Annotated in this window: 7 protein-coding genes and 1 pseudogene; 7 read left to right on the top strand and 1 reads right to left on the bottom strand. The window is 71.4% G+C overall.

Annotated features, from left to right (window positions below):
* Positions 1 to 926: pseudogene (locus tag ACOJUJ_RS22420) on the bottom strand (hypothetical protein); the annotation flags it as partial.
* A 746-nt stretch (positions 927 to 1,672) separates the two neighbouring features.
* On the opposite strand from ACOJUJ_RS22420, the gene ACOJUJ_RS22425 reads away from it, so the two are divergent.
* The 7 genes from ACOJUJ_RS22425 (at position 1,673) to ACOJUJ_RS22455 (ending at position 19,620) form a co-directional block, all read left to right on the top strand.
* Positions 1,673 to 3,127, top strand: a complete 1,455-nt coding sequence (locus ACOJUJ_RS22425) for a hypothetical protein (protein WP_420129147.1) — start codon at positions 1,673 to 1,675, stop codon at positions 3,125 to 3,127.
* A gap of 3 nt (positions 3,128 to 3,130) precedes the next feature.
* Positions 3,131 to 4,696, top strand: a complete 1,566-nt coding sequence (locus ACOJUJ_RS22430) for a hypothetical protein (RefSeq protein ID WP_420129148.1) — start codon at positions 3,131 to 3,133, stop codon at positions 4,694 to 4,696.
* A gap of 2 nt (positions 4,697 to 4,698) precedes the next feature.
* On the top strand, positions 4,699 to 5,514 hold the full coding sequence (locus ACOJUJ_RS22435) for a hypothetical protein (RefSeq protein ID WP_420129149.1): 816 nt from the start codon (positions 4,699 to 4,701) through the stop codon (positions 5,512 to 5,514).
* A 1,773-nt stretch (positions 5,515 to 7,287) separates the two neighbouring features.
* The gene (locus ACOJUJ_RS22440; protein WP_420129150.1) at positions 7,288 to 9,333 is read left to right on the top strand and encodes a hypothetical protein; all 2,046 of its coding nucleotides are present in this window, start codon (positions 7,288 to 7,290) and stop codon (positions 9,331 to 9,333) included.
* Positions 9,330 to 13,157 carry a hypothetical protein gene (locus ACOJUJ_RS22445; protein WP_420129151.1) on the top strand — a complete coding sequence of 1,276 codons (3,828 nt, stop codon included), beginning with the start codon at positions 9,330 to 9,332 and terminating at the stop codon, positions 13,155 to 13,157. Before ACOJUJ_RS22440 ends, ACOJUJ_RS22445 begins: the two co-directional genes overlap by 4 nt.
* A gap of 29 nt (positions 13,158 to 13,186) precedes the next feature.
* Positions 13,187 to 15,655, top strand: a complete 2,469-nt coding sequence (locus ACOJUJ_RS22450; RefSeq protein WP_420129152.1) for a hypothetical protein — start codon at positions 13,187 to 13,189, stop codon at positions 15,653 to 15,655.
* A complete protein-coding gene (locus tag ACOJUJ_RS22455) occupies positions 15,652 to 19,620 on the top strand; it encodes a hypothetical protein (protein ID WP_420129153.1) in 3,969 nt (1,322 codons plus the stop codon). Before ACOJUJ_RS22450 ends, ACOJUJ_RS22455 begins: the two co-directional genes overlap by 4 nt.
* The last annotated feature ends 44 nt before the right edge of the window (positions 19,621 to 19,664 follow it).

Genomic DNA, 19,664 nt, shown 5'->3' on the forward strand with positions numbered 1-19,664 from the left:
GTGCGAGCGTGGATCGCGTGGGCCGCTGGGGATAGCGTGGCGACCCCGCCCCGCCGCACCACGGCGTTGCCGTGCGCCTGCCCAAAGCGCAGGCGCTCGGCGGCGCGCGCGGTATCTCCCCGCAGTTCCGCCTCTCCCCACTCTCCCAGCAGGTGGTCCCAGCCGTAAAGCCGTGCTTCCTGCGGCGCACGCATCACGTAGGCGTCGATCTCCGCAACACTTGTCGCAGACCCGGGGGGCGGCGGCGGTACGGCCTCGCCGGCCAACGTCCGCACCCGCTCTCTTGCTTCCGTTGCCCAGCCAGAGGTCTCGTCGATCATCAAGTACTGCTTCCACGCGTTCGAGGCCTGTTCATCGAGTCCGTACCAGTCCAGCGCGAGCGCTAGGTTGAACTGGGCAGCGCGGTTGTTCGGTTCGGATTCGAGCGCCTGCTGAGCAACCACCATTGCCTCCAAGAGGTCGCGGGCATTCCGGGTCCGCTGCGCCCGCACTAGGTACGCGGCCGAGAGATCTGCCAGCGCTCCGGAAGATCCCCCGCGGCGTGCCGCGCTCTGAAGAGTCCAGATGGTATGATCGAGCGAATTTCCCTCTCGCCGCGGCCAAAGCAGTTCCAGGAGCGCCATGGTCTGGAGGGCTTCCGGCGAATCACGGGAGTGGCGCGCGCGGCGCCACAGCCGCGAGATTGCGTTAAGCGGCAATGGCTCGGCCTGAGACGGACAGTGGGTCTGCGGGATCGAACCGCCGGAGACGGTCGCTTGGGGGCACCGGCGGTACTCCAACGCGACCGAGAGCTGCGGAGCCATCATTCGCGGTGGAGCGAGCCGGCTCACCTCATCCAGCAAACTCCGAGGCTTCACCGCGAGCCCGATGAGCAGAACGATCGCCAGAAAACCAAATAAAATTCGCGAACTCGCCGTCGGGTGCATGGCGGTCGTGTGCATGGGGGACGAGAGTTAAGAAGTGGCTTGGGGAGCGAATAAGCTTACACTCTGGCCGAGTTGAAAGACGCAACTTAACCCGGTGACTCGCGCCGAAGTAGATTTATCTCAGTGGGGTTGGGATGCCCGGGCAAGTCGCGAATCAGGGCGCGGCCGAGCGCACCATCTCGTCTTCAACACGCCGCCCGTGGTGGGGCTGACCCCGCAGGCCGCGCACGGGGAAGAAGGCTGTCGCCGAGTGGCTGCGCTCCGAAGACTGGGCAGGTGCGATGACGTCGTTCGATCTGCTGCGCCACGTGGAAGACCGCGCCGGCGACGTGGAGGGCCCTCGCGCACGTATGGGAAGCAAGCGCTAGCGAGCTTCAGTAAGCACCAGCGAGCGCCGAAAAAATCCGCACTGTTTTGGGCACTGTTTTTGGGCACCGTTTTTCCCCATCGAGAGGTGGCAGTTCCCCAGCATGCGAGGCTGGCTCCAAATACATCGGCATCGACCTCGGGCCGTGGCAGCGCCGCGGGACTGCTCTGGGGGCGCGGCAGGTGATCCACGCTGGCCGGGATCTTCCCATCGTACGCGAAGCGCGGGGGAATCCGCAGGCTTCGTCCGTTCGTATCCGCTCCTGTCCACGTTCGGGTAGATTCGATAATCTGACGGATCGTGTCCCCTGGCGATGGCTTCCCTACGATGGCTCTGAACGGCGGCTGACGGCGGCCCGGATGCCTTTCCATACTCCCCGATGACGCTTCCTCCGGCTCCCCTCCCCAGCGAGCTGCCCCTCCTTGCATTGGGGTGGGAACGCTTCGAGAAGTTCTGCTGCGGGCTCGTGGGCCGGCTGCCGGGCGTGGAGCACGGCCACCTGCAGGGCGGGCGGGGCGACGCCCAGCAGGGCATCGACATCGTCGCCACGCGGGCGGACGGGGCTACGTGGGCGTTCCAGTGCAAATGCGTGGTGGCGTTCACGGCCGCGGAAATGTGTGAGGCTGTGAACGCCGTGCCGTTCGTGGCGGACCGCTACGTCCTCCTGCTGGCCTCGCGGGCCAAGGCGTCCGTCCGCCGGGAAGCCGTGCTACATCCGAAATGGGAGGTGTGGGATGCGAACGACATCGCCGAGCGCGTGCGCAGGCTGCCCGCCGAATCGGCTCGGGCCCTCGTGGAAACCTACTTCGGGCCGCGGTGGCGCCACCTCTTCCTGGGACAGTCGGGGCCGGCGCCATTCGTCTCCGCGGACGAGTTCTTTCGGCCCTCAATGGACCGGGCGCACCTGTTCCACCATGCCTGGGCCGCTATCGGTAGGCGCGACACGCTCCGGGCACTCCAGGAGTTCGCCGCCTCGCCCAGCCAGCGGGTCGCCATCCTGCCCGGGCGGGGCGGCATCGGCAAGAGCAAGGTGCTCCACGCGTTCGCCCGGGCAGCGGAGGACACGGGGTTCCGGGTGCGCTTCGCCGCCCCGGGGGTTCCGTTCACGTCCGAGGCCTTGGACGAACTGGAGCCGGGGCCCGGCGTGGTGGTGGTGGACAACGCGCACCAGCGGGACGACCTCCCTGCGCTTTTCGCCGCCGCACGCCGACCCCACGCGCCGCTCCATCTGGTGCTCTCCATCCGCCCGTACGCGCGGGACGGCATTCACGCCGCCCTCTCCCAAGCGGGCTTCGACGTGTCCGAGATCCTCGACCTGCCGGAGCTACGCGAGCTGACGCCGGGGGAGACGCACGCCCTGGCGCGCGAGGCGCTGGGCCCCGAGTACGCGCACCTGGCCGGGGTGCTCACGGCACTAGGCGGGGACTCGCCCCTGGTGACCGTGCTCGGGGCGCAGTTCGTCCGCAGGGAGCAGCTGGATCCCCGGCTGCTCCCACAGCGGAACGAGTTCCGTCAGATCGTGCTGAATGCCTTTCGCGATGCGCTGCTGGGGGAGGTGGGAGATGGTGTGGACGCGAGGATCTGCCGCGACGTGCTGCGGCTCGCCTCGGCCATCGGTCCGTTCCGGCCGGACCGGCCCGCGCTCCGCGACGCGGCCCGTGCGCTCCTCGGCGTGCGGATCGACGAGATGCTCGATGCCCTGCGCGCCCTGGAGAACGCCGGCGTGCTCCTGCGCCGGGGCCGCATGCTGCGCGTCACGCCCGACGTCCTGGCCGACTCCATCCTGGAGGAGGCGTGCCTGGACTCCGGCGGTACATCCACGGGGTACGCGTAGCGCGTGCACGAGGCCTTTCGCGACGCCGCGCCAGGCGCGCTGCTGCGCAACCTGGCGGAGCTGGACTGGCGCCGGTCGCACGGCGGCGCGGCAGCGGGGGGAGAGCGCCTGCTCCGCGGCATCTGGGACGAGATAGAGGCGAAGTTCCGCGCGGCGGACGTCGCGCGGCGGGCGGAAATGATCCGCGGGCTTGGCGTGGTGGCGTACTACCAGCCCGGGCCCGCGCTGCGCCTGGTGCGGATGGCCCAGCCGAATCCCGCGTTCTGGGCGGGCCCGGATGACGCCCAGGCCCTCGCCCGGGTGGTGCCGCCCGTGCTGGGGACCATCGCCTACAACCTGGACTACACGGAGGATTGCTGCGAACTCCTCTGGTGGCTGGGCCGCGACCAGCCGCTGGACATGCTGGACTCACAGCATCCCCTGGCCGTGCTGCACGAGCTGGCGGGCTACCGGCCGCACAAGGCGATCGAGTTGCAGCACGCCGTCGTCACGGCCGCGGAGCGGTGGGTGGCGGAGCCCGACGCGCACCAGCACTTGCTCTCGCCCCTGGACGTCCTGACGCCGGTGCTCGCGAAGACGGCGCTTTCGTCGGGGTGGGAACCGCTCTTCGTGCAGCCCGAGCCCACGGCCGCCCTGCGGGAGCGCGCACTCGCGATCGTGGCCACCGTCGCGCGGGGGGAGGACGTGCGGGCCGCCCGCCGCGCCGTGCAGAGCCTGGGCTACGTGCTGGACGAGCCGGTGAGGCCGGGCGGCCACGATCTGCCGGACGGCTTTGAGGCGCTCTGGCACCCTTACCGCACGCAGGCCTTGGCCGTCCTCGCGGAGCTGTGCGCGGCCCCCGCGCACCCGCTAGTTCACTTGGCGTGCATCGAGCGGCTGTCCCGGCACGTGGAGCGCGGCAGCGAAGATCCCCTCGCGGAGGGTGTCCGGGCGGCGTTCGCCTCCGTGGAGCGGAGCTTCGAGCTCCGGTTTACCGAGCTCCTGCTGCAGGCCGGCGTCTCCGCCGTGTACGACGTTCCCCCATGGAGGAATGTCCCGGCCAGCCCGGGTGGCCGGGAACGGCAGGACGCGGGGCGGCGCGAGACGGCCGAGGAGTTCCTGGGCCTGTACCCGGACCCAGCGGACGGCCTCACCCGCATCGCGTCCAGGATGGAGACGATCGATGCACTGGCGCTCGACCCGTTGCAAGTAGGGGCTTCGTGCCGCGCGATCGCCGCGGACCTCGCCGGGTTAGACCCTGACTACACTGCGGACCTGTGCGAGCGCGCCGTGCTGGGTCCACCATCTCCGCTCCTGTCACACCTGCCCCCGTGGCTGGGGTGGGTGCGGCAGACCCGGCCGGATCGGTACCTCCGGCTGCGCGGCAGATCCTGGACGCGGGCGGCGCGCCGGAATGCGCCGCGCTCGCTGCGACGCTGTGGGATCCCGAAGGGCCGCCGCTCGATGGCGCGGACAACCTCCTGGAGCAAACGCTCGCACACCCGGACTCGCGGGTGCAGTGGGAGGCGCTCCCTGCCTTGTGGCTCCTCGCCCGCCTCGACCCGGAGCGCGCCACGGAGCTGGCCCTGACGATGGAACTGGGGCGCAGTGCCGAGGTGGCCGACCGGTTCGCCGACACGTTCGTTGCGTGGCACCCCGTTCGGGATGCGCTATCCCCGTCCGTGTGGGACGCACTCCTGGAGAAGCTGATACCGGTGGAGCACCTGGACACCGCGTCCGTGTACCAGCTTTTGGGGCTGGCCTCCCGCGGCTCCCCGCGCGGCGTGGTGCGGATGCTCCGCGCCCGCATCCGCCGCGCGGCGGGGGAAACCTCTCCGTACCAGCCTCTTCCGTCTGTCCGGCCGGAGGCGCTGGTGGGTTTCCTCGCCGCCCCGGACCACGAGCAGATGCTACGGGAGATCCGCGACGCGTTCCTGCAACTGCCCCCGCCCGAGGCCAGCTGGATACCGTGGCTGTATTCTCTGGCTTCGGCGGGCTACGGGGACACAGGGCTCCGCGTGCTGCGCCAATGGATCGACGGCGGTGGCGTGCGGGGCGTCCTGGCCGCATGCGAGCTACTTCGCGTCGCCCGACCCGAGTTTCTTCTGGAGCGGGCGGACTTCATCCAGATCCTCCTGGCCCGGGCGAATGCTGCGGGCCTAGACGTGCTCGAGACCGTACAGACCACGCTGTACGACGTGGTCCGCAGGGTGGCCACCGAGGGTTCGGAGGCCGGCATAGTGGGCAGCCCGTGGCCTCCCCTCGTGCAGATCCAGGAGAAAGGACGGGCACTCTCGGAGGATCCGGGCCTCTCCAGGGTCGCGCGCGAGTTCTACCGCGGGTTGACCCGACTAGCGGAGGAGCGCATCACTGACGCGCGGGGCTCAGATGAAGAGCGACTCCTCTGATCCGCTGGCCAACCGCTGCCGGATCACCCAGCGCGAGGTGAAGATTCACAGGGACCGTTCACGCCCGCGCTCAGGCACGCGCTCCGACATGACCCGGACGTGATCGCAGCACGAAGCCCTGCGTGCGAAGGAACTTGAATAGCGCGTCACCGCCGTTGTACGCGTGCACAGCAGGCTCCCACTCATTCCCGCCCCGGGCTCACTCACGCGGGCCGCAACGACGGCGGGAGGTTCCGATCGATCCTCTCCTGACGGCAGGACACCAGCAGTCCCGAGATCGCTACGAGCAGCAGCGCCCGGTATACGGAGGGCAGGTTCATCTTACAGCGGAGGTTCGATGTCGTCACAGAACGGGCTCGTAAGGCCCAGCACGCGATCACCAGCGCCCCCCCGACGCGCGCTCTCGGGGGTGCGGGGATCAAGCTTGGAACCTTGTAGGTGATGCGGGGCGGCAGACGGTCAACCTCATTGTCCCAAGACAAGATGGACCTGCAGCAACCCAGGCTAGAACTAGTGGCTTCTGCAGACGAACGTTGTTGACTGGCAAGGGGTGAGCACGGTAACCTGTCGATGGATCACAGTGATTTAGGACCCTTCTTGCACCTCTACCCGCGCTAGCCGGGCACTGCTGTCTGGAAAGTTCCATTTCGCGTTATCCCTTGAGCCCGGTTGCCCGGGACGGGAAGATGAGCGACGGACAGTGCAATCATCCGTGTCTCTGATGACGGGCCGCCACTCCGATGTAAACATATCGTCCTTTAGATACTCCTAATTCCCGTGAAATCAGCCTCGCTCGTAGCCTTTCCGACCTCCATCCTCCTCACGGCCCTTTTCCTGAGTTTTGCGGGGACGAGCGGAAACCGCGAGGATCTGGTCGTTCTAGAGGTTATCGGGTACTCCGCCACCTTGCCGACTCTCACGGCACCAGTGTTGGCGGGAAGTGTTGAGGGCAGGCTCCGACTCCACGGGGTGAGCACCCTGCCGGATTCCGGCTTCTACCTTCTCCCCCCGGTTACCGCGACGGACGACGGCTGGAGAGTACTACCTGTCCGGCCGGGCGTGCGTTTGCGGCCGCTGCGGCCAGCCAGAAACGGATCAATCGACGCCCTCGTCCCGAGTGACAGCGTTTCGCTATGGAGCGCTCCGCTAGAAGACTTGGCGGGGGAGCCAACGACCTTCACGGACGGCGTACGCGGAGGGGCGGCCGAGAGCCGCGGCCGGGGTACGCCGTTGGTGCTTACGCTCGGCGGACGCACGGCTCGCCTTCGGCCTTGGGAGGAGAGTGTCACGCTGGCACCGTGGCTTCCCGGGTACTACGCGGGCGTTGAAGACGGCGACTCGCTGTACCTGGGGATCGCGGCGTCCGTGGGAGCAACACGCTGCACTCCTCCGGTGTGCGTCCCTCCAGAGGTGGTGGTGCACGCGCCGGGAGAGGATCCGGTGCGGCTGGCGATGGCGACTCTCCACCCCGGCGAATTGCTCCGCGTGCAGCGCCACCACCTTCGGTTCGATGTACCGCGCCAGCGTCCCGACACGCCGCGAGTCGTGCAACTGCAGCATGTACACCGCCCCCTCAGGGCCGTGTTACCCGCGGCCGCACGGGCCGACTTGTACCACCCGAACGGGCTAACCCCGGTCCCCGCGTGCGACCCACGGCGCAACACGCTGACGATCCGCCCCACCCCTCCGGGAGCAGCACAGGGACAGGCTGCCTACATCCTGCTCGACGCTTCGACCCTCGTACCTTCGGATACGGTCTTGGAGGGGACGACCGTGCCGTCCACTTCCCTGCCACCCGGGGCGCGCGCCGAAACCGAGTCGCTCGCCTTCTGCTGGAACCGTCCCCACCCCGACTCGGTCGTCCTCAACGTATGGAAGAACGGGGTGGCGCCGGCGCAGTTCGTCACTGAGGCGGGTAGCCTGCCACTCACCGGGTCGGCCACACTCTCGCTCGGATCCCGGGAGCGCCCCCGAGAGATCCGGGTAGACACCTGGGGATCTATTCTCCGATTCGCCCCAGACACCGCCCCGGCGGCCGAGAAGCACCTGCGCTGGGGAGTGGCGGTGTTCCTCGCCCTGGTTCTGCTCCTCCAGGCAGTTCCCGAGGCATGGAGCACCACGGCCACGGAGGCACACCTGCGCCCGTTGCGGGCCGCGTTCGGAGACCTGTGCTTCCTGGTGGCGTTCCTGCTTCTCGCAGGATCGGAGTTCCAGGCCCGCTTGGCTTTCGATCCGCGTCTGGCCGGGACTTACACCTACCTGCAGGAGTTCCTCCGGGGGATCGTCATGGTGTCGCTGGTGCTCACGGGAGCCCGATGGGGCCTGGCCGCCCGGGGGAGCACATGGAACGTCCTCTGGCGCGCGGGGATGGGAGCGTTGGCCTGCCTGGTGTTCGCACGCCTGTTCTGGGCAGGATGGGAAAATCTCCGGCACCTTCCTGAGGGGTTCTGGATCACGCGCGACCACCAGACCTCCTCTGCCGTGCGTCTGTCGCCGGCAGAAGGTGGAATCGCGCTCGTCTGGCTCCTCCTGCCGTTCCTCCACCGTGCCGCGCGCGAGTGGAAGCGCAGGGAACGTCCTCCGGCCTCGCCCCGCCCGCGTCTGCGCCTTTCGCCACAGGCATGGGGGTGGATCCTGCTGGTGGGGGGAACCGTGAGCGCGGGGATCGCGAACCGCTGGTTCCTTCGCAACTCGATGCTGCTCTCCTACTTCGCCCTCGCGGCCCTCTGGGCGTGGGCCGGAGGAACGAGGTGGGAAGACACCGCCGGCCTCTCCGACTCCGGCCGGCGGCCGGCGATCGCCTGGCTGCAGGTGGCGACGGCCGTGGTGGCGTTGCTAGGGATTCTACTCTTCTTCGGTCTCGGAGCCACGCTGTCGCCGGCGCTCAGCAAAGGCCTGGTTGTCCTGGGTTTGGTGCTGATCATCGCGCTCTGGGGCTGGCTCATGTTTGGCAAGCGCCAGCTTCGCCGCACCGCGGGCCTGTACCTAATATGGGGAGGGCTGGTGATCGTCGGCCTCCTGCTGGGCGTCGTGTTCCTGAAAGACCTGGGCGCGCCGACCGTCTGGATGCCCGGGATCGTGGTCGGCTTCCTGGTGTGCAGCGTCAAGCCCGAGCGCGAACTGCACGGAGCCCTGGACCTGAAGCGGGTCAAGGCGCAGCTCGCGCTCATGGGCGTCCTGGTGATCGTGAGCCTGGCGGCGGTCAAGGTAGCGCAGTCGCTGGTGGAGCGCGGTTCCAACTCCGCGCAGATAGAGCGGGTCCGCACCCGCTTCCGCCTAGCCGATGATGCCTCCTACCTCACGGAGGGAGAATGGGTGGCGCAGGTCCGGACGCTGGCCGCCGGCTCTACGCCCCCGTTCTGGGTGCCCAACCTCAACTCCGACGTGGCCCTCTACGGCGTCCGCGCGCTCGTCGGCCCGGCAGCGGCGGTCGCGGTCTCGCTGGCGTTCGTCGTGGCGGCGCTCCTGTTGGTACGCTGCGCCGAGCAGACACTCCTCCAAGGGGACAGAGAGCGCGACACGCTCTCCCGGCGGCGGCAGAGCCTGGACCCGGACCTCACGATATCCGCCTTCGAGGCGTTTCGCCCCCTGCTGTGTTGGTCGCTGGGCATCTTCGGCTACATCGTGGCGATGATGCTGGTGGCCCAATGGCTCGTTCACCTGATCACGGGAATCTCGCTCCATCTCCCGATCACCGGGGTGGCGCTTCCGTGGGTCAGCGCCGGAAACGGAACCCATCTGGCCTTCACCCTGGCCGTCGCCGCCTTCGTCGTGGGGGTGCGATGCGCCGTGCCGCCCCACCCTGCGCACGCACCATGAGCACCCCCCGCCGCCTGGTCGCAGCCGCACGCCGTGCCGCCCGCGGAGAGTTCTTCCGCAACTACGCTCTTCAGCGCTGGGCACCGGTCTCGGCCATTTTCGTGGTGCTCACCGCCATGGGCGTGTACTGGCAGGCCTGCTACTGGCGTGGCGAGCGCGGGACGCCGCCTTCGACCCGGCTGTATCTTCCCGGCCGTTTCGACCACGAAGGTCCCCTGTTCCGCGTGCGCGTGACCCCGGGGCCCCGCTGCGTGGACGTTGAGCCCGTGGCGCCACGCGTGGACGTGGAACGGGGCTCGGGCAGCCCGGCGTGCGCGCGGAGCGTGCACGTGTGGGTGGAGGACGCGCGCGTTGAGATCGCGCTGGACACACGCGGTATCCCCGTGCTGTCGATCGCCGGGGCGCGCCTCTTCCGCGGCGCGGTGGTCGGCAGCTCCTTCGCGCCCGAGGAGGGAGTCGCCGTTCCGCTCCGCAGCTACGCGGTGCCGGCCGCCGCCGGGGTGGTGGAAGGCTGCCCCGGCGCTCCATCCACCGTGTGCCTGCGGGTGGACGACCGCCTTGGCCGGCTCGCGCTGCTGCGTGTGCCGAACGGCCCCGCAAAGGACTGCGCGGTGGCGCCGACGGACACCGTAGCGCGGGTCACTGGAGACAACCCGCTCCGTGCCGGCCAGTTCTATCCCCTACGCACCGGTGACGAGCTCTGGCTGGGGCTCGCGGCGTACTGCACTCGTGTAGTCGACGACCCGCGGCGCGGGCCGGGGATCGAGCTGCACCAGCGGCCGGCTCCGCGCCAAGGCGGGCGCAGCGCCTGGCTGTCGCGGCTGTGGCCCACGGAACGGCCGGAGCGCCCCGCCTCCGGGGCGATACCCGACTCGATGTACACCGTCTTTGCCTACGCGGCGCTCCACACGCCCCGAAACCTGACGAGAGAGCGGCGGAGCCTGGAGGCGGAAGACGTGCTGCAGGCCGTGATCGACGCCGAGTGGCTGTGCTACAGCCCCGCCACGCTGCGCGTGGAGTGGCGCCCGCTGGAGCGGCCCGGGTGCGACGCCCCGGTGCCGCGGGGGGGAGACGACCGGGCATATCGGCGCGCCCGCAACAGCAACCTAGCCGGCCTGATCACGCGGGTGGTGGAAAGGACGAACCGCCTCCTGGGCGAGGACGCCCTCCTGACGGAACCCAGCGCTCTTCCTCTGGCCTTCGAGTGGGAGTTGCAGTACCGCGACTCGCCCCCGGTGGGCGTCCAGCCGGTCCAGCCCCGTCCGGTCCGCCTGTGGGGTGTCCGCTTCGGAAGCCTGGTATCAAGCACCCGCGAGCCGCATCGGCGGGAGTCGGCGCTCCCGCCGGTGGTGCTGGGACCGCCGGGCGCGCGCCACGTCGTGCACCTGGAGCGGCTCGGCGCCCCTCCGTTGCGCCTTACCCTCCCCACTCCCCGGGTCGCGGGCGGCTCACCCGGCGCCAGGAGAATCTGCATCGGCCCGCATGGCGCCAGGGCGCTCGGGGGGACGCCGGGAACCACCCTTCCCCTGGGGTTCGTCGGCATCGCCGAAGACGGAGCCGCGCCCGGCTGGTCGGCGGACCCGGCCACGCGCTGCGACGGGTGCCGTCTCTCCATCGCCGACTCGGCCGAAGCTGGTGGCTCCCTTCGGGTGCAGACCTCCGGCCCGTGCGACGCGCTCCGCGCCCGCGGCGCCCCGATTCCCGCCGCGTACCGCTGGGCGCCGGGCGACACCCTGTTCTGGGAAGGGCGCTCGCGCGTGCAGTTCCGGCACGAGTTCCTCCCGCACGGTGCGGTGGTCGCCACCACCGACGGCCGCACCGGCCGCCGCGCGTACGCACGGGACTACTACCTCGACGCCGGCGCCGCGCCGGTGGTCGGCGATCCCTGGGCGCTCGCCGGGGTGGAGAAGGCGCTGCGCGACCACGCCGCCGCGGTCCCGCCTGGCGGAGCCACCGCCCCGGTCGCGCTGACTCTGGACCCCGACCTCCAGTGGGCTGCCTTCTCCATCGTCGCGCAAATCGCCGACGCCGCGGTGCACGCGCCGGAGCGCCGCCCCGGTCCGGCGGTGAGCGCGGTGATCTTCGACGCCGAGCGGGGCGCCGTTCTGGCCGCCGTGAACTGGCCGTTGACGGAAGCGGTGCGAGCCCCGGACAGCCCACCGGCGGCGAGCGCGTGGGATCTCGACAGCGGCCAGACGACTCCGTTCCAGAATGCCGCGTTCACCCGCCGCGGCCCGGTGGGGTCGACAGCCAAGGTGACGGGGCTCTACCTCCTCGCCAACACGCGGGGGAGCCTGCCGGGGGCGGGTACGGTGGAGCTCGCGGGCGAGGGACGGCTTCCCCTGGTCTTCCGCGACCGGGCCGGCGGGCGGCGCGAGGAAGCGGTCCTGAACGTAAGCGCAGGTGCCGGGCGCTGCCGCCACGTGCTCCCCGCGGACGGCATCCACTTCTCGCGCGAAGATGTCGCGTTCCAGTTCAGGGAGTCGTGCAACTCCTTCTTCCAGCTGGTTGGGGTGCAGTACGCCGGCGCCCCCGCCGCACCGCTGCGCGCGGGGAACGGGGCACGCCGCCAAGGCGATCCGCACACCGCGGACGTAGCGGCGGCGGGCGGCGCCCTGCAGGTCTTCACGCCGGGCAGAAATTGGCTCTACGGGCGGATCCTCGCCGGGCTGGCGGCTGACGGGAACCCTGCCCGTCCTCCCTCGTCGCTCTCCGGCACCCTCTTCCGGGCCGGGTTCCAGCCGGTCCCGGGCGGGGCGGACTGGCTTGCCCCCAGCAGCGGGCTGAGCCTGAGGTACCGGGGCGCCGCGGTGGAGGTGCCGCTCGTCAACGACTGGCTCGATGGTGGCCCGAGCGGCGTGCAACTCGTCCCGGGACGCGACTTCAACTACCCGAGCGTTCCCAGCCCCGGAACGTTCTGGGAAGATACGGTGGGGAGCACCCCTGAGATCGAGACCTTTCTCCGCGACGGGACCGCGGAGGTCCGCCGCATCGGGCGAAACGAGGCGGTGTTCGGACCTCGCGCCGATGCCGGACTCGGCTTCCTGATGATCGGGCAGGGGCACTACCGCTCCTCGGCCCTGGGGCTGGCGGCGCTGTACGGCCCGGCAGCGCACTCCCGGGGATGGGCGGTTTCTCCCTGCCTGGTGGAGTCGGGGTGCGCTGGCCCCCGCTCGGGCCGCCTGGTGCTGGACCCCACCGGCCGGGAGGTGGTCACCGCCGCGCTGCAGGCCGTGGTGCGCGCAGGGACGGCCTGGCGCGCCCTCGCGCCCGACGTGCGCGGGGAACTCGTGGCGGCCGGGTGGGGCGGAAAGACGGGAACCATCACGCCGCCACCGCCGCCGGGGAGCCGGGTGCTCCCCGGGGAGTTCGACTGGCCGAAGCACCTCTGGCACGCGTGCGGGGTGCGCGGCGTCCCGCTCCCGCCGCCGGACGAACGGGGGGCGGGGCTCCACGCCGCGCTCGCGAAGCGCGGGAGCTCCCTCCCCGCCGATTCGCTCCTCTCCATCTTCGTCGGCGCCCCGGGACGGGGTGCGGGGGCAAGCGCCTGCGAGGCCCTAAACCCCGGAGGCGTGCAGCGCTTCGCTCCCCTGGGGTGGGCTGACCTCCTGGACCGGGCCGCGAGCGTGTTCGGCCCGCGGGCCGGGGCGGCGGAAAGCGCGGAGAGCCACCACGCCTTCGTCGCCGTGGCCCCTCCGCGGCCCGGGTGGCCCTCCAGCGGGATCGTGGTGGTAGTGATCGTGGACGATGCCGCGGACATCGCGGTGGAGATCGGCGGCGAGCTCGCGCGGGCCGTCGAGCGGTGGGCCCGCTTCTCCCGGTGAACCCTCATCTACCTGCCCTGGTGACCTGAATGGCGATCCTTCGTGGCACGGCGTGGTACCCCCCGGGCGGACCCCTGCGGGTAGAAATGGCGGAACGCGGACAGGAGAAGGAGGTCGTCCAACACGCGCTCCAGCAGTTCCTGTCCGAGGCGGTCCGGAGCGCGGCGAACGGCGTGGACCGCGAGCTGGTGTGGGAGCGCCTGGACCCCGCGGAGCGCAGCGTCACCCGCCACCGGCACCCCTTCCCACAGCCGCTTCCCTGGGAGCTGACGCTAGAGGGGGGGTCGGCCATGTCCGTGCGCCTCGTGCTGGAGGGCGTGGAGGCGCGTGACTGCCCGGTGCTCAAGGGCGACGTGGCCATCGGCGACACCGAAGCCGGGCGGTTCCGCGCCGGAGCTCACACCTCCGAGCCGAAGCGGTCCTGGTCGTATACCCTGGACGAGCAGGGCGCCTACGGCATCGAGGCCCGCTGGATGCTGGACGAGCTCCCGGCCTGGTGGATGGAGACACTGGTGCTGAACGGGCACGAGGTCCGCTGGCGCTTCGAGGAGATCGGAGTCGAGGTGACCCTTCGCCGCTCGGGGGTCGCCGGGCTGACGTTCACCGGGCGGGAGCCGCTCGCGCCCGGCGCCGTTCGCCCCGACCGGGCCTCGGTGGAACTCACCGACCCGGTGCGCGTCGGAGCCCCGCCCCCCAGCCTCGCGGCGGAACTCCCCGTCCGATTCCTGTGCGCACGGGTGGGAGACCGGTTCGTCCCGTCCGTGACCGCGGCGGAGGCCGGCCTACCGGCGTGCCTCTACGCCGCTGTCCCACGCGATGCGGCCCTTCCCGACCGCATCGTGGCGGCCGGAGCGACGACGCTCACCGCCGAGCTCCTCTCTGAGCACGAGACACACCTTCCCCCGGTGCGCCTCGCGTACCGGGCGCGGTGGTGGCGGCTCTCCGGGGACGCCGGCGAGGGAATTCCGCCCGTCGCCTGGCGAGACCTCCCCTGGCCGGACTACGAGTTCCGGCTGGCCGCGGGCGTCCCCGCCGTGCAACTGGTGCAGACGCGCGCGCGCGCCCTCGAGTGGCGCGAAGAGACGGTGGGGGCGGACGCGGACGATCACCACCTGGCGATGGTGCGGCCGGTCTGGCGCTCCGCCAACGGGAGCGTCGAGGCCGCCTCCCCCACGGATGCGCCGCGGGGAGCCGTGGCCGACGACGCGCTCACCGTGGGCGACGAAAAGGACGACGGCTCGACGGTAGCGCGGCGCGGGCTGTACCTGGAGCCGCTCGAGCGTGGGGACGACGGCGCGCGCAGCACGTGGATACTGCGCGACGACCGCGGCACGGAGGTAGCTGCCCGGGTGCTCGCTCCCGTGGGAGGGCACGTGTGGTGGGACCCTGAGCGCGTATGGAGGCACGAGCATAGCGACTCCCCCGTTCCGGCCCAGTGGGCGGCGGGAGGCGAGCCGCTCCTGGTGGTGCAGCCCGCGCGGCCTGGCTTGAGGTCCGCCCCGTGGGGCGCGTTCTGTGTGCATGGCGCCAGTCCGCCGGGAGAGGGCGAGGCGCGCGTGCTCCGGCGCGGCGCGGAGTCCCCCTCTCACGCGCTTACGGCAGGGAGCGAGAACGACGCCCGTCTGTACCTAGACCTGTTCGGCGAAAACGCCTGCTGGCTGTACCTCCGCGGGTTCTTGGCCGCGGTGCGCGTCGGCGTGGTAACCATGGCGTCACACGACGGCGGGCGGCAACGCGACGCGGTGTTCCTGGTCAGGCCGCTCTCGCTCGCGGGCCCGCGCTCGCTGCTGCAGCAGGCGCTCTGCCCCGTGCACGTGCGCGAGGGCGCCGTCGACACGGTTGAGCTGCGGCGTGGCGCGTGGCGCTACGACCTGGTCCTGGGAGCCGCCGCGTTCCGCCCGCCGGAGGCGCCGCTGCGCCCCGCGAAGGGAACGGAAGTGCGCTGGGCCGATGTCGCCTCGCCCGCCGCCGGGGGGAACGGCACCGGAGGGGGCATGCCCTCCGGCCCGGAGACCTACGGGCACACCCTGCGGCAGGAATCTCCCGCCTCCCTCCCGTCGGACACGCTACGCCTGAGCATCTCCTCGTCGGAGTGGGCGGGCGCGGAGGGGCTCCTGGTGGAGGTGGTGAAGGGGAAGCCGTTCCTGCACGGGTTCTTCGGCGACCTGGCCACGGGCCTCTACCTGGGGTCGGTGAGGGTCGGTGAGACCCTGCGGGAAGTGCGGCTGACCCAACGGCCCTTGGCGCTCTTCTCCATCGTTCCCGCGACCGACTCCGATTGGACGGGCCCCGCGCCCGCGCCGCTCCGGTCGGTGTCCCTCCGGGACGAGTTGCGGGAATGGGACGAGCGAGGGACTCCGCTCTCGGGGCTTCCCGCGCCCTTGGGCGGCTACCCGGCGCTGCGCCGCGGAAGCGAGCTCCGCGTCCTAGACCCTGGCGAGGAACAGCTGGTCGAGCTCCCACCCGCGGCACGCCTGTTCTTCCCTCCCGCGCCGTGACCCGCCCCGCCGCCGTCCTGCCGCGGATGCTGGCGCTCTTGGCCGGGCTGCTCCTGGCGCAGGGAGCGCCGGCGGCCCGGTCACAGGCCGCCGCCGACTCCGTTCCCGACCGCCTGGTGATCGTCACGTTCGAGCGGCGGGCCGCGAAGAGCCTCGCCCCAGGGTACGGGAGCTTCCTCCGCGAGCAGCGCCTGACGGTGGGCCGTCTTCTCCGCGAGCGGCCCGACCTGCGCCTGCAGGCCGGCGACGTGGTGGCCGTCTTCGCGGACGGCGCGGACCCGTACTTCGCCAGATCCACCGGAGTGGAGGGGAACCCGGCAGGGGTGCGGCGCACGGCACGCGCGCTCTCGGCCATGCTCTCGCTTCCCGGCCGGGAGCCGGGCCCTGACTTCTGGCTCTGGCGCGTGCGCGGAGCCGCGGCGGACAGCGTGGACGAGGCGATCCGGCGGCACGTCACCTGCCCCCTGGTGGGACGCGCGGCGGAGTGCGCCGACGAGGCCGGCGGCCTCCCGCTGGCGACGCTGGGCTTCTCCCGGCCGCTACTGACCTTCCCCGTGCAGTACTCGCTGGTGCGGGACTCCCTGCAGCGGCTCGGGACCCCGCCTCCGCCCGAGGTGATGTGGATCTGGGTGCAGGTGGGAGAGCGGATCAACGAGGTCAATTCGGCCGCCAAGGAGATCGGCCGCGACTTCCAGCCCCCGGGGGCGGCCGACGCGGTGACGGAGTACTGGGAAGAAGCGCTGCGCACCTACGACTTCAGCTTCGAAGGCACGGGCGGGCCCCGCGGCTCCGTCGGGTCGGAAGCGACCGTGTGGCGCATCTCGGGAAAGAGGCTGGACATGCGGGTGGCGGACGCGGCCAGCGCGCCGGTCCGGGTGTACGCGCCGGGGGCGGAGGAGCGGGTGGGGCTCCCCGCCCACCAAGCGTGGAGCCCGTCGCTGTTCGACCCCTGGCCCCGGCTCATGGAGAGCACGGCGCTGGCCGTCGCGGTCACGCCCCTCGCCGCGGGACGTGACGCGCCACGGCTGGTGCTGGTGCGCGGCCAGGCGACATGCACGTGGCGGCGCAACGCCACCACGGTCGCGCTCCCTTTCGTGCTGCGGGCCGACAGCCTCGCGGCGACGCTCGCCCCCGCCGGACGCGCCGCTTTCGGCGCTCTGGTCCGGCGCTGCGCCCCGGACGGCCACTTCGGGGCGCGGCTCGCCCGCGAGCGAGAGCGCGACACCACGACGGCCCAGCTCGTCACCGAGATCGAGACGCGCCTGCGCCCCGGCGGGGCCTCGCCGCTCCCGGTGCCCCCCACCCGGCACACCCTGCGCGTCACCCGGCTCTACTCCCAGCACCTGCTCTCGCGCCGGGAGTGGATCGAGGCGGGGCTGCTGGCGGCGCTGGCGCTGCTGGGAGTCGGGGTGCTCGGGTGGACGCTGTACTGGCTGCAGACTCCCGTGCGCCTGGGGGCCCGCGTGGTCATTCCCAGTTCGGGCGGCTCGCCGAAAGCGCCGCGGACCGTGCTTCAACTCGGCGAGGCGCCGGCGGGGCCGTACGGCGTGGAGCTGGTCCGCTTGGCGGGACCGCCGCGGCGGGTCTCGTGCGTGGTCTCCGTCCGCACGCACGCATTCTCCGAGATTCCCGTGCGGGCCGGACAGGACCCGGCGGATGTGGTCCAGCTGGCCGAGCCCAAGGGGCGCTCGGCCACCTTCACCTGGAAAGGGCACCTCTGGTCGCGCCGCGTCCGCGTGGGCGAGGTGGCACTGGCCGCCGCGCCTGCCGTGGTGGACCTGGCCGCCCTCCGCGGCGCGGGGAGCGATGTCGGGATGCAGGGTGCGGTGGAACTGGGTCTTGCGATTCGCCGGGCCGGGAACGGGCGGTTCCAAGCCGTGCCCGGGGACCCGGTATACCTGGGCTTCGCGCTCCAGGTGCTGCGCGCCCGGCCCGCCGACCCGCAGCTCGGGCTGCTCCCCGCCAACAACCTGCGCTACCGGGGGATCTTCCTCGGCCATGCCGGCGCCGAGCGGCAGGACGAAAGGTTCGGCGTGGTCCGCGTCACCCACCGCGCCGGCGAAGCGAGCCGGCGTCCCGACGCGATCGCCCTGCGGTTGCGGGTCGAGGGCTCGCTGCGCGACATGGAGGGGCGCGGGTCGTTCGAGGCGTTCTTTCGCAACCAGCAGGGCGACCGGGTCCAGGAAGTTGTCATCGAGGACCTGGACACGACCGAGCACGACGTCGAGATCTACTACGCCTCGTACCAGCACCCCGCCACCGGGGAACCCCCGGTGCGCGGCGAGGCCGAGGTGAAGGTCCAGGGGTGGTGGCGCTCCCGAGCCGGGGAGGAGGTAGAGAGGGCGGTGCAGACGGCTTCGCTCGCAGTCCCCTGGTACCCCGTTCCGTTCCTGTACGGCATCTCGGTGGACCTGGGGACCAGTGCTACGCGGGTGGCGATGGTCGACGCGCGCCGGCGCTATCGCGAGATCGTGTTCCTGGGGATGCCGCGCACCCTTCCGCTCGCGCCCGGAGCGTCCGCCACGGCGGGCCCACCCGAAGCTGGACTGGGCAAGGACTTAGGGAGCGCGTGCCAGGTGCGGGGGGCGCGGCTTGTGGCGGCGGGAGAGTGGAGCCCGCAGGCGGAGATCTCCTCGCTGAAAGCCGAGCTCATGCGCGATCTGCCGAGCCCCTACCTCTGGGACTGGGTGGAGCAGTTCCTGGGCGCCCTCGCCACGGTGGTGGAGGGCGCGCGAGAGAGCCCCGAGCCGTTCGCGTACGGGTTCGGCCAGGGGTGGGACGACGCTGCGCCAGAGGCGGCGCAGCGACTTACGCTCCACCCGTCCGGCTACCGGTACGTGCTGGTCGTCACCGTTCCCGACGGGCTCGACCCCGAGCGCCTCGAGCGGTTCGCAGCAAGCTTCGGCGCGTGGCGCGGCAAGCTGGAGGTGGTGGTCCTGCGCGAAGCGGAGGCGGTGGTGTTCGACGCCCTGGCCCGCACTCGCGAGCGCATCCCCGAGCGTATCCTGGTCGTTGACGTGGGCGCGGGGACGGTGGACTACGCGGCCGCGCGAACCGTGTATAGCGCGGACGACGTGAGCGAGGTCCGCATCGAAGGGCTGGCTGTCTCGCGGGCGGCGGGAGACGCCTACTCGCACGCCGCCTGGAGATTCTGGCGAGGGAAGGAAGACCTGGGAAAGGGGACCCAGCAGGCATGGGACGCCCGCAAACGGAGGTTCTTCACCGATCCGGCCGTCCCTTCGGCGGTTCCCCCGCCGGCCGGGCACCTCCCCGAGTTCCGGGACAGCGAGCACTTTCAGGCGTACTTTCACCAGGCCTTGGACGTGCCGCTCCGGAACCTGGCGGCGCGCCTGCAGGGGCGGACCGGGTGGGAGGACCTCTGCTTCCAGCGGGTGATCCTCTCCGGCCGGGGCTCGCTGGCGTTCGGGTGGCGCGACGAGCTCCACGCGCGGTTGGTGCGCGAGGGGCTAGTAGCCGCCGACGCCGGCTTGGAGGTGGTGGTGTGGGCGGGAACGCTGAGCGGAAGCGAGGCCTACCGCGCCGACCGGCTCAAGGGAGCGGTGGCGACCGGGGCGCTCGGGATGCTGTGCCTGGAAGACCGGCGGATCAGCCCCAGCGAGTCGTTCCTGCGCGACCACCTGGTCCTCCTGGAGCGGGTCGGGCAGCGCCGGTACGCCGGGCGAACGCTGCTGGCCGCCGGCCTGCCCGTTCCGCCGGAGGGGATCTTGGTTGAGATCTCCATCCCGGACGCAGACCGCGCGGCGCTGGTGTACTCGTCGCATGTGGTGGGCGACGGGTCGGAGCGCACGGCCCCGGCCGACGAGCTGTGGGAACGGATGGAGGAGCGGGACGGAGCCGCCACCCCGGAAGTCCGACTCGCCTGCGAGGTGCCCCCCGACCGCCCGTCCGACCGGCTGCAGGTGCGGGTGCTCCGCTCCGGCACGTGCATGCTGGAGTGGGCGTGACGGTGGCTGGTCGGCGTCACGCGTGACCTCATCTCCCTGGGCAG

The sequence above is a fragment of the Longimicrobium sp. genome (assembly GCF_048594345.1).
Lineage (GTDB): Bacteria > Gemmatimonadota > Gemmatimonadetes > Longimicrobiales > Longimicrobiaceae > Longimicrobium.

What these genes read in the sequence shown, in the direction of transcription:
- ACOJUJ_RS22425 (WP_420129147.1), top strand. Translation starts at nt 1,673, where the DNA reads ATGACGCTTCCTCCGGCTCCCCTCCCCAGCGAGCTGCCCCTCCTTGCA.
- ACOJUJ_RS22435 (WP_420129149.1), top strand. Translation starts at nt 4,699, where the DNA reads ATGGAACTGGGGCGCAGTGCCGAGGTGGCCGACCGGTTCGCCGACACG.
- ACOJUJ_RS22445 (WP_420129151.1), top strand. Translation starts at nt 9,330, where the DNA reads ATGAGCACCCCCCGCCGCCTGGTCGCAGCCGCACGCCGTGCCGCCCGC.
- ACOJUJ_RS22450 (WP_420129152.1), top strand. Translation starts at nt 13,187, where the DNA reads ATGGCGATCCTTCGTGGCACGGCGTGGTACCCCCCGGGCGGACCCCTG.